Raw genomic sequence first — 14079 nt, forward strand, 5'->3', positions numbered from 1 at the left:
TCTCTCTCGGGGTCTAGAGCCAGCCGGGGACGACGAAGACCAGCCAGGCCAGCAGCGGCCCGACGGCGACGACGATCCCGGCGTAGCCCAGGATCTGCTTGTAGAAGCGGTCCCTGTCGACGTCCTGCGCGTTGGCCAGGACGAGGGCGCCGTTGGTGGAGAACGGGCTCACGTCGACGATCGTGGAGGCGACGGACAGGGCCACGACCACGCCGACCGCGCTGATGGCTCCGGATTCGAGGAACGGCACCGCGAGCAGGATGGCGACCCCGATGATCGCCGTCGACGAGGCGAAGGCCGACACCACCCCGCCGATGTAGGCAAGCAGCAGCGCGATGAGCAGCGGCACGCCGAGCCCGATCACCGCGTCGCCGACGTAGTCGATGGTGCCGGCCTCCTCGAGCACGAACACGAAGGTCAGTACGCCGGCGATGAGCAGGATGGTCGACCAGCTGATCTGGGCCACGGCGCCCTTGTGCTGCTGGGCGGAGAACAGCGCGAGGACGACGGCAACGGTGATGGCGACGAACCCGATGTCGAGGTCGAAGACGAGCGCCAGGACGGCGACCGTGAGCAGCCCGACGAGGGTGAGGACCTGGTCGAGGGTGACCGGCTGCGGCCGGTCGGGGTGGACGTGCTCGTCGTCGTCGCCGCCCACGGCCGGCCCGGGGGCCGCGCCGTGGCCGCGGACGAGGGTGCCGTGTGCGTGCTCGGTGTGCGGCACGCCCTCGGCGGCGACCTTGCGCCCGATGAGCTGGCGGCCGCCGAGGACGAAGAAGAGGACCAGCGCGATGGCGATGTTGAAGACCAGCGCCCCCAAGAAGACCGCCAACGGGTTGCTCGGCAGGCCCGCGTCCTCGACGATCCTGTTGACCGTGACGCCGTAGACGCTGATGGGGGAGAAGCCGCCGCCCTGGGCGCCGTGGATGACCATCATGCCCATGAGCAGCGGGCTGATCCCGTGCCGCGCGGCGAAGGTCAGGGCGATCGGGGCGATGATCGCGACCGCAGCCGGGGAGAGCGCTCCGATGGCGGTGAGCAGCGCGGTGACGAGGAACATGATCCAGGGGATGGCGGCCACGTGCCCGCCCACCATGCGCACCGCCCCGCGGACCAGCAGGTCCACGGTGCCGTTGTTCTGCGCGATGGCGAACAGGTACGTGACGCCGATCAGGGTGAGCACCAGCCCGGCCGGGAAACCGCCGAGGATGTCGTCGGTGGACAGCCCGACCGACAAGGTGCCGACCACGAAGGCGGCCACGAAGGCCAGCGCCCCCATGTTGATGGGCAGGAACGTCGCGATCGCGAAGATCGCGACGAGCGCCAGGATGGTGACGATCTCCGGTGACACGAGGAGCTCCTACGGCGTCGGAAGACGGGGACACCTTGGTCCGGTGGACCAGTGGCCCAGCCCCTCGGGCGGGGGCACTGATCACGCACCACGCCGAGAGCATGCAGGAGGGGGCCGGGTCCGCGCTCGATGAGCCCGACGCCCGGCCGCCCGGCGGCCTCGGGCCGGACGTCCCGCTGCTCGCCGACTACGGCTGAGGCCGGTCCGGCTCGGGTCAGGTCAGGTCAGGTCGAGCCAGCCGCCCGAGGGGGTCACCACCGCGGTGACCCGCTTGTCGTGCGGCTCCACGGGGAGCTCGTCGACCAGCTCGTCGTCGAAGACGAGGGCCACCAGCCGCGCGTCGGGCCGCACGTGCTGCAGCGCGCGGTCGTAGTACCCGCCGCCACGGCCCAGGCGCACCCCGGTCCGGGCCACCGCCACCGCGGGGACGACGACGACGTCCGCCGCGCCGATCGCGGTCGGTCCCAGCCGCGGGCCGACCGGCTCCAGCAGCCCGAAGCGGCCCGGGGCCAGCCGGCCGGTGTCGACGGCCCAGGACAGCTCGCGGCCGTCGCCCGGCACCACGGGGAGCAGCACCCGCGAGCGCAACTGGGTGAAGGCCGCCGGCAGCCGGCCCGCGCCGGGCTCGGTCGGGTCGGGGGCGAAGGCGGCCAGCGTGCGCGTGCCGGCCAGGCCGCGCAGCAGGGCGGTGGTGATCGCGGCGTTGGCGGCGGCGCGCTCCTCGGCGGAGCGGGCCTCCCGGCGGGCGAGGAACCGCGCGCGGAGGGCGACCTTGGCCTCGGTCACGTCGTCCGCGGAGGTCACCGGCGCAGGCTAGCCAGCCCGCCCGGAGTCCCGGTCCGACCGCCCCCGCACGGTGACGCGGACGGCGTGTCCGCGCGCGTGTCGCCGGCGACGACCCGATCCCCGGCCGGCGGCGGCCCGACGGCACCGCGCGGGGGGCTCCGGTGCCGGGTCACTAGGCTCGCGCGCATGCCGACTCCGAGCACCCGCCCGACGCGGAAGGCCGTCATCCCCGTCGCCGGGATGGGGACCCGTTTCCTGCCGGCCACCAAGGCGGTGCCCAAGGAGCTGCTGCCGGTGGTCGACCGGCCCGCGCTCCAGTACATCGTCGAGGAGGCCGCGCGCGCCGGGCTCGGCGAGGTGCTCATGGTGACCGGCCGCAACAAGGCCGCGATCGAGGACTTCTTCGATCGCCACCCCGAGCTCGAGACCGCGCTGGAGAAGAAGGGCGACGCCGCCCGGCTGGCCGCCGTGCACGCGTCCACCGAAATCGCCCAGGTGCACTTCGTCCGCCAGGGCGAGGCGCGCGGGCTCGGCCACGCGGTGCTGCAGGCCGCCGCCTTCGTCGGCGACGAGCCGTTCGCCGTCCTGCTCGGCGACGACATCATCGACGCCCGCGACCACCTGCTCGAGCAGATGCTGCAGGTGCAGGCCGAGCACGGCGGCTCGGTGGTGGCGCTGCTCGACGTCGGCCGGGAGAACATCGACAAGTACGGCGCGGTCGCCGTCGAGCCCGGTGGCACCGACGTCGTCGCGATCACCGGCCTGGTCGAGAAACCGCCGGTCGACGAGGCGCCGAGCAGCCTGGCGATCATCGGCCGCTACGTGCTGGCCCCCGAGGTCTTCGACGTCCTGCGCGAGACCGCGCCCGGCCGCGGCGGCGAGATCCAGCTGACCGACGCCCTGGCCACCCTCGTCGAGCGCGGCGAGCCGGTGCACGGGGTGGTGTTCTCGGGCCGCCGCTACGACACCGGCGACCGGCTGGACTACCTCAAGGCCGTCGTCCAGCTGGCCAGCGAGCGGGAGGACCTCGGCCCCGGCTTCCGCGCCTGGCTGGCCGAGTTCGTGGCCGACCTGCCCGCCGCGGGCGCGTCGGAGGCCTGAGCGGACGCCCGCAGGGGGCAGCATCGATCACCGTGGTGGGCATGACGGAGGACGGTCGGGACGGGACGGTCCCGGGGTACCGGGACACCACGGCGCTGGACCTGCGCCGCGGCACTCCGGTCCGGGACGTGCCGGCCCCGTCGTCCGCCGTCGAGCCCGCCGCCGGGGCGCGCGTGCACGAGACGACGGCGATCGAGCCCGGCGCCATGCCGCCGCCGCCCGCCGCGGCCGAGCCGGCACCGCCGCGCAGCGTCGAGCAGCACCTCGACGAGATCCTCTCCGCTGTGCCGCAGCCGGACCCGATCGAGCTGGCCGTCCTCGACGCGCAGGGCCTGCTCTGCGCCGAGGAGGTGGTCAGCCAGCGCGCACTGCCGGCCTTCGACCAGGCCGCGCTCGACGGCTATGCCGCCCGCGCGATGGACGTCGAGGGCGCCAGCCCCGCCGAGCCGGCCCGGCTCTCGGTGGTGGGCGAGACCGTCGCCGGCCCCACCGGCCCGGCGTCGATCGGTCCGGGCATGGCGCAGAAGGTGGCTGCCGGCGCGATGCTGCCGGCCGGCGCGGACGTCGTCGTCCCGGCGGTGTGGACCGACGGCGGCATGGCGGAGGTCGCCGTGCACGCCGGTCCGGATGTCGGCAGCTACGTGCGCCGGGCGGGGGACGACGTCGCGCCGGGCACCACCGCAGTACAGGTGGGCACCCCGATCGGCCCGGCCCAGATCAGCCTGCTCGCCGCGGTCGGCCGCGACCGGGTGCAGGTGCGGCCGCGCCCGCGGGTCGCCGTCCTCTCCGCGGGGAGCGAGCTCGTCGACATCAGCACCCAGCCAGGCCCCGGCCAGGTCGTCGACGTCAACAGCTACGCGCTGGCCGCCGCCGCGCGCGACGCCGGGGCCGAGGCCTACCGCTGGGGCATCCTCCCCACCGAACCCCGGCGGCTGTCGGAGGTGCTGGAGAGCCAGCTGCTGCGCAGCGACCTGCTGCTCATCGCCGGCACCTTCGCCAGCGAGGGCGACGTGGTGCAGGAGGCGCTCGCCGAGCTCGGCCCCCTGCAGTTCTCGCAGCTGACGATGCACCCCGGGCCGGTCCAGGCCTTCGGCCGCCTCGGGCGGGACTCGGTGCCGGTCATCTGCGTGCCCGGCGAGCCGGTCGCCGCGCTGGTCGCCTTCGAGGTGTTCGTGCGCCCGGCCATCCGGATGATGCTCGGCAAACGCCAGCTGTTCCGGCGCACGGTGCAGGCGATCGCCGCCGAGCGGCTGCTCTCCCCGCTGGGCTACCGGCAGTACCTGCACGGGCAGGTCATGCGCCACCCGGACGGCGGCTACGTGGTGGAGCCGCTCGGGGACGGCAGCGGTTCCAGCGAGGAGGCGATGCTGGCGCGGATGGCGCGGGCCAACTGCCTCGTCGTGGTCGACGAGGACGTCACCGAGGTGGCCGCAGGCGGGCTGGTCACCGTCATACCCCTGCTGCTCGGCGGCTGAGCGGCGCAGTGGTCGACCCCGCCCTGCGGCCCGGGTGGCCCGCGCACCTGGTCTGGGGCCCGGTCGAGCTGCACCCGCCGCGCCGGCGGGACGCCGAGGAGTGGAGCCGGGTCCGGCGGGCCAACGAGGCCTGGCTGGCGCCCTGGGAGCCGACCGCGGCCGGGCCGTGGGCGGCGCGGCACACGCCGGCGGCGTACCGGGCGATGCGGCGGGCGGTGCTGCGCCGGGCCGCGATGGGCATGTCGCTGCCGTTCGTCGTCCGGGTGGAGGGTCGGCTGGCCGGGCAGGTGACCATCGACAACGTCGTCCGCGGCGCGCTGCGCTCGGGCAACCTCGGCTACTGGATCGACCGCGCCGTCGCCGGCCGGGGGGTGGCCTCGCTGGCCGTGGCGCTGGTCTGCGACCACGCCTTCGGGCCCGCCCGGCTGCACCGGCTGCAGGCCGACATCCGCCCCGAGAACGCGCGGAGCCGGGGGCTGGTGCACCGCCTGGGGTTCCGTCACGAGGGCCTGCTGCGCCGGTACCTGGACATCGACGGCGACTGGCGCGACCACGACACCTTCGCGCTGCTGGCCGAGGACGTGCCCGGCGGCGTGGTCGCCCGCTGGCAGTCGCGCCTACCACGCTGACCACCGGCGGAGGTGTGTCGCCGTGTCGACACGCCGCCGTTCCGGCACTCCAGTCACACGACACTCATGACACGCCGTGCGCCTCCCTCGAACGGAGGAGTGCAGGCCGTAACTTCGCCCGGCAGGTGACGCGTGTGACGGGTGGTGTTCTCAGATGGGTTCGGGTGTGCTGCTGGCCGCTCTGGTCGTGCTGTGGTTCGTCGTGCTGGTGCCCATGGTGGTGACCCGCGGTGACTCCTCGGCGGTCCGCTCCACGGGGGCGGACGCGGGCCGGACGTTGCAGCGGCGGCGGGCGGTCGACCCCGCCGTCTTCGCCGAGACCGAGCGGGTCTCGATCGACCGGGCCGCGCTGCTGACCTCCGGTGAGCTGCGGGTCGACGTCCACGCCGTCCGCCGCCGCACGCTCGCCGGCCTGGTGGCGCTCACGCTGCTGGCGCTGGTGGGCGCGCTGGTCTGGAGCCCGTGGCTGTGGATCGCGCAGGGCGTGCTCGACCTCGCGGTGGTCGCCTACCTGATGGTGCTGCGGGCCGCTGCCCGCCGGGAGCGGCTGGCCGCCCGCCGCGCCGCCCGGGCCGCTGCCCGCACCGCGCGCCGGCCGGCAGCCCGTCCGATCCCGGCACCCCGTCCGGCCCCCGCCGAGGAGGCGCCGGCCGCGGAGGTGCACCACCACACCGTCGGCCTGCCGCACCCGAGCCTGCCGCTGGCGCCGGTGCACCCGCTGCGCCCCGGCCGGGTCGTGGCGGCCCGCACCGCCGCTCCGGCCGGCTGGCAGAACAGCGCCGTCGTGGGCCTGGACGACGACGACATCGGTTTCGCCGACATCGACGTCTACCAGCCGCGCCGGGTCGCCAACGGTTAGAGGACCACCCTTCCCCCCACGCCTCGCAAGCTCGGCGCGGGCCCCTGAAGGGTGGCCGGCATGGCTCGCCGCCCCGGTCGTGGCGGCGGCGGGGGCGGGCGGTAAGCTCGTCTCCCGTCAGGGGCTGTAGCGCAGTCCGGTAGCGCACCTCGTTCGCATCGAGGGGGTCAGGGGTTCGAATCCCCTCAGCTCCACCCCGACACCCAGAGAGCCCCGCCCGGTCCGTCCGGTGCGGGGCTCTCCGGCGTGCTGCCCGGGTCAGGGGTGGGTGGACGTCCGGATGGTGTGCGACGCCGCACGGGTCGCGTGACGCAGCTGCTCGGCTCCCAGCAGCGCCCGGTGCCGCACCGACTCGGCGGTCGCGGCCACGAGCGGGGCCGCCGTACGGGCGACGTGCCGGGCCCCCTCACCGGCCAGCAGCGCCCGGTGCCGTGCCGACTCTGCAGCGGTGACCGCGAGCGGGGCGGCCGTGCGGGCGACGTGCCGGGCCCCCTCACCGGCCAGGACCGCCCGGTGCCGTGCCGACTCCGCGGCCGCGGCGGCGATCGGGCCGGCCGTCCGCGCGGCGTGCCGGGCACCCTCCCGCGCCTGCACGGAGACGGCGCGGACCTGCCCGGCGACCAGCTCGGCGCGGGACGGCGGGCGCGGCGCCCACGGGCGGCGTGCCCACAGCCGCCGGGACCACGGCTGCCGGACGACCGGACGCCGAGAGCGGGCCCGCACGACGCCGATGCCCGCCACCGCGGCCAGGGCACCCGCGGCGAGCACGGTGCCGCGACCGGTCGACCCCGAGGCGTCCGCAGCGGCGGGCAGCAGGGTCTCCGAGCTCTCGCTCGACGCCTCGATCCCGTAGTGCCGGTAGAGGTCGGCCTCCTGGTCCGTGGACAGCGCCCGCGCACCGCCGACCGATGGCGCGGCCGTGACCTGGGCGCGGGTCACCGCGACCGTCACCCGGCCGCCCGAGCCCTCGGCGTCCAGCGCCGGGACGACGGCACTCGCCCCCTCGACCTCGACGTACACCCACTCCGGCCGGCCGGTGGACTCGTCCGCGAGGACGGCGGTGACGGCGCCGAGCTCGGTCCCCTCACGGTCGACGACGGTCCAGCCGACCCACTCCCTGGCCTCGTCGCGTGCTGGTAGGCCCATGGCCGCCTCCTCGTTCGGTCGCCGGTCGGGACCCGCGGCGGTGTCTTCGCCGGTCGGGCTCCCCGCGGACGGGGCTACCCGCGAGGCCCGGCCGCAACCCGGTCGGCGGGTCGTACGGCTGTCCTGCGCCCGCTGGCGAGGTCAGGGCGTGGCCGTGTCCACCACCCGATCGGGTGAGGGGATCGGCCCGGCTCCTCAGAGGTCCGACGGTGGTGTCGATCAACCGTGTGTCGAAGACGCAGGCCGCTGCGTCCCACCGCCGACGGAGGAGTCGCCGTGCACCACCGCGCCCGCCGGGCCCGTCGCACCGCCCTCTCCGTGGCGGTGCCCGTGGGCCTCGTGACCAGCCTGGCCCTGACCTGGGGCTCGACCCACGCGGCCTTCTCCGCGAGCACCGGCAACGTCGGCAACTCGTGGCAGACCGGCAGCGTCGTCCTCAGCCACAGCGCGAGTGGTTCGGCCCTGTTCACCAGCGCGAGTGACGGTGCCCTCAAGCCCGGGTCGAGCCGGTCGCGCTGCATCCGGGTCGACTACACCGGGGACCTGGCTGCGGACATCCGCATGTACGCCGGGACGCCGACCAGCGGTGCCACCACGCTGGACCCCTACCTCGTGATGAGCGTGGAGCGGGGCGCCGACGTCACCGCGTCGACCACGGTCGCGGCCGACTGCACCGGGTTCACCCCGACTGCCACACCGACGTTCCTCTACAACACCGCGCAGGCGAACGCCTCCGGGGCGGACTCCTCGCGGACGCTGGCCCACCTCAAGGCCACCCACCCGGACTACGGCAACGGCGTGCTCGTCAGCGCAGCCACGGCGCCGAACACGCACATCACCCTCCGGATCAGTTACACCGTCAAGGACGACAACGCGGCGCAGACCACCCAGTCCAGCGCCACGTTCACGTGGGAAGCGCGGAACACCCCGTGACCGGGCCCGCAGTGATCGACAGCACCCCCCGCTCACGCGTGCCCGGACCCGCGGTCCCGGAGCGGGGCCTGCGACCGGCCGCCGTCCTCCGCGTGGTCGTCGCCGCCGTCCTGGTGACCGTGGCCGGCCTGGTCTTCCTCGCCCTCGCTCCGCGGCTCGTCGGCTTCCAGGGGCACGTGGTCGTCTCCGGCTCGATGGAGCCGCGGCTCTCGCCCGGTGACGTGGTGCTGACGCGTCCGGTGCTCCCGCAGGACCTGCAGCCGGGACAGGTGCTGCTCTTCCCCGATCCCGAGGGGACCGACCGGCTGCTGCTCCACCGCCTCGTCTCCTTCGACGAGCGGGGGGACCTCATCACGCGGGGCGACGCCAACCAGAGCAACGACAGCACCCACGTGCCGGCCTCGAGCGTCATCGGCGAGGCGCAGCTGCGGGTGCCCCACGTCGGGCTCCCCGCGTACTGGCGGCTCACCGGGCAGTGGGGCCACCTGGGTGGGCTCGCCGCCCTGCTCGCGGCAGCGGCCGTCTCCACCGTCAGCGGGACCGGCAGCCGGGTCAGGGGTCCGCGGGGCCTCACCAGCGCCGACCGGCTCGCGGCCGCCCCGGCCCCGGACCACGTCGTCCGCCGCGTCGGGCTCCCCCCGGTGCCCCTCGCCGGTCGCCACTGAGCCGGCGCCGGGAACCGGTTGCCACTGGCGGTCGGTGGCCCGGTCCGGTGACCCGGCCGCCCCCCTGCTCAACATCCGCCGCGCGCCGCCGAAGACATCAGCTAGCCGGACCGGTTCCGCAGGCCGGACCGCGGCCTCGCCGAGGGAGGGGAGACGATGCGCCCACCGACGCTCGACACGTCCCCGCCCCTGCGGCGCAGCAGGGGTGCCGCCTGGCTGGTCGGTGCCGCCCTGCTCGCCCACGTGACAGCCGGGTGGACCGGCGTGCCGGTCCAGCCGGCCGCCGCGAGCACCAGCGCGGTCAGCCTCGTCGACGACCGCGGGGGTGCGGCGCTGTTCACCTCGACCGGCCTGCGCCCGGGTGCCACGCAGAGCGCCTGCGTGGCGCTGTCGGTGACCGGGACCGCCCGCTCGACCGGTGAGGTGACGCTCAGCGCCGACGTCACCGAGGACGCCCTCGCACCCCACCTGTTCCTCACCGTCGAGCGGGGCACGCTCGGCGACCCGGCGCGGTGTGCGTCCTTCACCGGCGTACCGGCGTGGAGCGGAACGCTGGCGCAGCTGCCGCGTACGGCGGCCGCAGGGATCCCGACGGGCTGGCGGCCCGCGGACTCGGCGTCGACGACCTACCGGGTCAGCGTCACGGTCCTCGACGACCACCGGGCGCAGGGCCTGCGTGCCGCGGCGTCCTTCGTCTGGGCCCTCGACTTCGAGCCGGTCCCCGAACCGACCCCGGAGCCGACGCCGGTCCCGGAGCCGACGCCGATCCCGGAGCCGACGCCGGTCCCCGCGCCCGCACCGGCTCCTGCACCCGCCTTGACGCCGACGCCGACCCCGACGCCGACGCCGACCCCGACGCCGACCCCGACGCCCCAGCCGGAGCCGGTCCTCCCCTCCGAGCCCCCGAGCCCGACCCCGCCGGCGACCGACCCGGGCCGGGAGCCGCCGCGTGAGGGCGGCGACGTCGTCCAGGCGCCGCCGTTGAAGGGAACTCCCACGACGGTCGCCGAGGTGGCCGCCGCGGTGGGGCAGACGGCCATCGCGGTCGTCGAGGACGGTCAGTTCCCGCTCGCGCTGGTCGCCGTCGTTGCCGGCTTCCTCGCCGTGCAGGGCCGGCTCGACCGGCGGGACCCGAAGCTGGCGCTGGCCCGGGTCCACCAGGAACTGAACGACTTCCGAGACTTCCCCGAGCTGCCGAGGACGGCACCCACATGAGCCGGACGCCTGCCGCAACACAGGGTTCCCTGGACAACCTCCCCCTGGCCGACCGCCTCCGGTGGCTGCTCGCCGTCCGCGTCGGCGTCGTCGTCCTCCTGCCCGTCGCGGCGTGGGTGGTCACCCGGACGGCGGAGACACCCCCGGTGGAGACCCTCCTCGTGCCGGGGGCGGTGCTGTTGGCCGTCGGACTCGTGCTGCACAAGCTGTCGTCGCTCGGCCGTCGCTGGGCCGTGGCGGCGATCACGGTGCCGGTGATCCTCGACGCCGTCCACCTGGGGTGGGCGCTCTACGTCGCCGGGGGCATCTCCGGGCCGGTCGTGTACGTGATCGTCCTGCACGTCATCTGCGTCACGCTGCTGGGCTCCTTCCGCACCGGTCTGAAGCTCGCCCTGTGGCACTCCCTCGTGGTGATGTCGGTCCTCAAGGCGGTCGACACGGCCCTGCTGCCCGCGCACGGCGTCGTCCAGGGCTTCGACCCCCTGCCCTACGGGGTCTTCCTGGTCGCCGTCTGGGTGACCGCGATGATGACCTCGGGCCTGGGCGCGGTGAACGAGCGCGAACTGCGTCGCCGCCGCTACGACGAGGAGGCGCTGCGCCGGCTGGCGGGCGCCCTGCACGAGGCGGACACCGGCGCCAAGGTGGCCGAGGCGCTGCTCGACTTCACCGTCGACGCGGCCGACTCCCGCCTCGCCGCGGTGCACTGCCACGTGCCCGAGGGCAGCGCCGTGCCGGCGGTCGACCTGGCCGTCCGCAAGCACCGGGACCACGACGCCGAGCCCCTGCGGGCGGTCGGTGCACCCCCACCGGGGTCGCTGCTCGCTGCGGCGGTCGACCAGGGCAGCACGTTCCTGGCGGCCGTGAAGGGCCCCGACCGGTGGGTGGACGACGTGCTCGAGGGCGCCCGTCGGGTGGTCGCCGTCCCGTTCGGCCTGGACGGATCCGGCAGCGGTGTCCTGACCTTCGCGGACGACGCACGCAGCGGCTCGCGCATCGAGCGACGCCGGGTGGGTGTCGCCGAACAGGCGGTGGCGCACGCGGCGACGGCGTTCGCCCGCGTCGCGCTGCTGGAGCACCTGCAGGCCAGCGCGCTCACCGACGGCCTCACCGGGGTGGCCAACCGCCGGGCCTTCGACGCCGCGTTCGACCGGGAGCTGGCGGTCGCCGCCCGCAGCGGTGCGCCGGTGTCGATCCTGATCATCGACCTCGACCACTTCAAGAAGCTCAACGACACCTACGGGCACCAGGCCGGCGACGACGTCCTGCGTGGTGTGGGCGCAGCCCTGCGGTCCTGCGTGCGGCCGGGCGACGTCGCCGCGCGCTACGGCGGTGAGGAGTTCGCGTTGATCCTGCCCGGCGCCACGGCGGACGACGCCGTCGCGGTCGCACGCCGGTTGCGCACGGTGCTCCGGGAGGTGGAGGCACCGAGGCCGATCACGGCGAGCCTGGGCATCGCCTGCCAGCACGGGGCCGGCCTGTCCGCCGCCGAACTGCTCGCCACCGCGGACACGGCCCTGTACGCCGCCAAGGCCGGCGGGCGGGACCAGGCCCACCTGGCGGGTGTGGAGGGACCGGTCACCGGCGTCGCCGTCGACGAGCCGACCGTCGCGCGGATCCCCCTCCCGCCGGTGCCCACCAGGGCGCACGCGGCCCTCTGATCGGAGGCCGTGGCGCTCCTCCCTCCCCCGGGGGTGGGGTGCGGTGGCCGGGTCGCGGAGAGCTCAAGCCCCGGGGGACCGGTGCCGATGCCTCGATGGGTCGCCCGCTGGCACGCGGGACCGGAAGGTGGGGATGACGATGGACGAGCCGCACCGGCGTGTCCGGCGGGTTCCCGGAGCCCGCCTGGTCGGTCTGGTCGCTGCCCTGGGGCTGCTCGTCGCCGTCTCGGCGCTCCCCTCGGCGCACACGGCGTTCTCCGCGACGTCGGGCACCCCCGTCAACTCCCTGGCCGCCGACCACCTGCGCCCGCCGTCCGGACTGAGCGTCACGCAGACGTGCTCGTACGCACCCGTCGTCCTGCGGGGGGCCCTCGCCTCGACGAAGGTCTCGCCGCTCACGCTCAGCCCCCCGCCCGGGACCGCGGCGGGCGACGTGCTGGTCGCGCAGGTGGCCTACTACGGCACCTCGCCCATCACGGCACCCAGCGGCTGGACCCGCATCACCCTGACCGACACGAGCGGAGGCGTCGTGACCTCCGCCGTCTACTGGAAGCTGGCCGCGGGGACCGAGCCGGCTGCGGACTTCGCCCGCCCCACCTCGGAGAGCGGCGACATGGTGGGTGGGATCGTGGCCTACCGCGGGGTCAGCGGGAGCACCCCCGTCGCCGTCGCCGGTGGGGCCGCGGGCTCCGGCCAGATGGCGACCACGCCGGCGCTGACGACGACGGCGACGGGTGCGGTGGTCATCCACCTCCTGACGCGGAGCGGTGGGCAACCCCCGGCCCCGACGGGCACCAACCCGCTCTGGACGCACAGCTCCGACAGCGAGACCGTCACCGCGGCCGACGAGGCGTTCGCGGGGCCCGGCGCCGTCCCGCAGCGCACCTCGACGACATCCGGCTCCACGACCGCGTGGATCGCCCAGACGGTGGTCCTGCGTCCCGCCCTCCAGCAGGTCGGCGCGTCCCTGTCCTGGACGGCGACCCCCAGTTCCTGGGCCGACGGCCACACGCTCGAGCGGTTCGCGGGTGGGACGGTCCAGGCGAACCACCCCGTGCCCCTCGGGACGACGACCGCCACCGACGCGGGCCTGGTGAACGGCACGACCTACGGCTACCGGTTGTGGGCCTACCGGGGCACCTGGGTGTCCGCCGCGGTGACCACCACCCTGACCCCGGCCTGCTGACCATGAGACCGTCCACCTCGCGGTTCCCTGTCCTCAGGAGCCCCGCCCTCCCCGCGCTGGTCGCCGCGCTCGCGGTGGTGGCCGCCGTGCTCGTGCTGCCGACGACCTCCGCGGCCTTCAGGGCCACGACGACCAACCCCGCGAACTCCCTGGCCGCCGACCGGCTGCAGCCCCCCTCCGGGCTCACCGCCACGCAGAGCTGCCCGACGAGCACCATCGTCCACGTGAGCGTGTCGACGGCGGCCGGGGCGAGCTCGCTGCAGCTCCCGACCCCGCCGGGCGTGAGCCCGGGGGACGTGCTCGTCGCGCAGATCGGTCACAAGGGGAGCGCCACGATCACGCCACCGGCCGGCTGGACCTCGATCCGCCGTGACATCGCCTATCGCTCCGACAACTTCCCCCAGGTCACCTCGGCCCTGTTCTGGCGCGTGGTGGTCACCGGTGAGCCGTCGAGCGCGACCTTCAGCCTCGGATCCGCCGTGGAGATGGTGGGGGGCATCGCCGCCTACCGAGGGGTCAGCACGGTCGACGCGGTGAACGCGTCCGGGGGCAGGACCGGTACGGGCACGACCGCGACCACTCCCTCGGTCACCACGACGGTCGCCAACACGATGCTGGTGGACTTCACCACCAAGTGGCAGGAGGACCTCCCCGCCCCGGCGGGCACCCAGCAGCGCTGGAAGCTCATGTCCGGCACCGGCACCGCCCACCTGGGTGTCTCCGCCGGCGACGTGACGGCCACGGGCACCGGCGCCACCGCGACACGCAGCTCGGCCTCGCAGACGAACTCCTCGACCGAGTGGGCCGCCCAGACCATCGCCCTGCGTCCGACAGCCCAACAGCCGGCGGCGACCCTGTCCTGGACCGCGAGCCCCAGCTCCTGGGCGACGGGCTACAAGGGTGAGCGGATCGTGGGCGGGACGGTCCAGGCCACCCACACCGTGCCCATCGGGACGACGACCGTCACCGACACGGGCCTGGTGAACGGCACGACCTACACCTACCGGGTCTGGGCCTACCGCGGCGCCTGGGTGTCCACCGCGGTGACCACCACGCTGACCCCGTCCTGCTGATC

General features: G+C 75.2%; 13 protein-coding genes and 1 tRNA gene. 11 read left to right on the forward strand and 3 right to left on the reverse strand.

Annotation, left to right across the window (positions count from 1 at the left end; all coding sequences use genetic code 11):
• Positions 1-13 precede the first annotated feature (13 nt).
• Both GOBS_RS04370 and GOBS_RS04375 read right to left on the reverse strand, forming a co-directional pair.
• Positions 14-1351, reverse strand: coding sequence for an SLC13 family permease (locus GOBS_RS04370; protein WP_012947084.1), 1338 nt, complete (start codon positions 1349-1351; stop codon positions 14-16).
• Positions 1352-1570: 219 nt separating this feature from the next.
• Positions 1571-2155: a 5-formyltetrahydrofolate cyclo-ligase gene (locus GOBS_RS04375; RefSeq protein WP_012947086.1), complete on the reverse strand. Its 585-nt coding sequence runs from the start codon at positions 2153-2155 to the stop codon at positions 1571-1573.
• Between the two features lie 168 nt (positions 2156-2323).
• Between GOBS_RS04375 and galU the strand changes: the two genes are divergently transcribed.
• The 5 genes from galU to GOBS_RS04400 all read left to right on the forward strand — a co-directional run bounded on the left by galU (position 2324) and on the right by GOBS_RS04400 (position 6395).
• Entirely contained in the window at positions 2324-3238 is a 915-nt protein-coding gene (gene galU / locus GOBS_RS04380; protein ID WP_012947087.1) for a UTP--glucose-1-phosphate uridylyltransferase GalU, read from the forward strand.
• 41 nt (positions 3239-3279) lie between these two features.
• A complete protein-coding gene (glp, locus tag GOBS_RS04385; RefSeq protein WP_243697642.1) occupies positions 3280-4713 on the forward strand; it encodes a molybdotransferase-like divisome protein Glp in 1434 nt (477 codons plus the stop codon).
• An 8-nt stretch (positions 4714-4721) separates the two neighbouring features.
• Positions 4722-5342 carry a GNAT family N-acetyltransferase gene (locus GOBS_RS04390; RefSeq protein ID WP_012947089.1) on the forward strand — a complete coding sequence of 207 codons (621 nt, stop codon included), beginning with the start codon at positions 4722-4724 and terminating at the stop codon, positions 5340-5342.
• 154 nt (positions 5343-5496) lie between these two features.
• Complete coding sequence (sepX, locus tag GOBS_RS04395) at positions 5497-6201, forward strand: divisome protein SepX/GlpR (RefSeq protein ID WP_012947090.1); 705 nt, start codon at positions 5497-5499, stop codon at positions 6199-6201.
• Positions 6202-6321: 120 nt separating this feature from the next.
• Positions 6322-6395, forward strand: a tRNA-Ala gene (locus tag GOBS_RS04400).
• A 64-nt stretch (positions 6396-6459) separates the two neighbouring features.
• On the opposite strand, the gene GOBS_RS25175 is transcribed toward GOBS_RS04400, so the two are convergent.
• On the reverse strand, positions 6460-7347 hold the full coding sequence (locus GOBS_RS25175) for a PRC-barrel domain-containing protein (protein ID WP_012947091.1): 888 nt from the start codon (positions 7345-7347) through the stop codon (positions 6460-6462).
• Between the two features lie 276 nt (positions 7348-7623).
• Between GOBS_RS25175 and GOBS_RS27085 the strand changes: the two genes are divergently transcribed.
• The 6 genes from GOBS_RS27085 (at position 7624) to GOBS_RS04435 (ending at position 14077) form a co-directional block, all read left to right on the forward strand.
• Complete coding sequence (locus GOBS_RS27085; protein WP_012947092.1) at positions 7624-8280, forward strand: hypothetical protein; 657 nt, start codon at positions 7624-7626, stop codon at positions 8278-8280.
• A gap of 38 nt (positions 8281-8318) precedes the next feature.
• Entirely contained in the window at positions 8319-8945 is a 627-nt protein-coding gene (locus GOBS_RS27090; protein ID WP_166487288.1) for a signal peptidase I, read from the forward strand.
• Between the two features lie 156 nt (positions 8946-9101).
• Positions 9102-10160 carry a hypothetical protein gene (locus GOBS_RS27980; protein WP_012947094.1) on the forward strand — a complete coding sequence of 353 codons (1059 nt, stop codon included), beginning with the start codon at positions 9102-9104 and terminating at the stop codon, positions 10158-10160.
• Entirely contained in the window at positions 10157-11818 is a 1662-nt protein-coding gene (locus GOBS_RS25180) for a GGDEF domain-containing protein (RefSeq protein ID WP_012947095.1), read from the forward strand. The genes GOBS_RS27980 and GOBS_RS25180 overlap by 4 nt, the downstream gene beginning before the upstream one ends.
• A gap of 139 nt (positions 11819-11957) precedes the next feature.
• A complete protein-coding gene (locus GOBS_RS04430; RefSeq protein ID WP_012947096.1) occupies positions 11958-13004 on the forward strand; it encodes a hypothetical protein in 1047 nt (348 codons plus the stop codon).
• A 2-nt stretch (positions 13005-13006) separates the two neighbouring features.
• Positions 13007-14077: a fibronectin type III domain-containing protein gene (locus GOBS_RS04435; protein ID WP_012947097.1), complete on the forward strand. Its 1071-nt coding sequence runs from the start codon at positions 13007-13009 to the stop codon at positions 14075-14077.
• Positions 14078-14079: the final 2 nt, after the last annotated feature.

The sequence above is a fragment of the Geodermatophilus obscurus DSM 43160 genome (genome assembly GCF_000025345.1).
GTDB lineage: Bacteria > Actinomycetota > Actinomycetes > Mycobacteriales > Geodermatophilaceae > Geodermatophilus > Geodermatophilus obscurus.

Excerpts from the sequence above, each read along its gene's own strand:
- galU (WP_012947087.1), top strand. The coding sequence starts at position 2,324 with ATGCCGACTCCGAGCACCCGCCCGACGCGGAAGGCCGTCATCCCCGTC.
- glp (WP_243697642.1), top strand. The coding sequence starts at position 3,280 with ATGACGGAGGACGGTCGGGACGGGACGGTCCCGGGGTACCGGGACACC.
- sepX (WP_012947090.1), top strand. The coding sequence starts at position 5,497 with ATGGGTTCGGGTGTGCTGCTGGCCGCTCTGGTCGTGCTGTGGTTCGTC.
- GOBS_RS25175 (WP_012947091.1), bottom strand. The coding sequence starts at position 7,347 with ATGGGCCTACCAGCACGCGACGAGGCCAGGGAGTGGGTCGGCTGGACC.
- GOBS_RS27980 (WP_012947094.1), top strand. The coding sequence starts at position 9,102 with ATGCGCCCACCGACGCTCGACACGTCCCCGCCCCTGCGGCGCAGCAGG.
- GOBS_RS25180 (WP_012947095.1), top strand. The coding sequence starts at position 10,157 with ATGAGCCGGACGCCTGCCGCAACACAGGGTTCCCTGGACAACCTCCCC.
- GOBS_RS04430 (WP_012947096.1), top strand. The coding sequence starts at position 11,958 with ATGGACGAGCCGCACCGGCGTGTCCGGCGGGTTCCCGGAGCCCGCCTG.
- GOBS_RS04435 (WP_012947097.1), top strand. The coding sequence starts at position 13,007 with ATGAGACCGTCCACCTCGCGGTTCCCTGTCCTCAGGAGCCCCGCCCTC.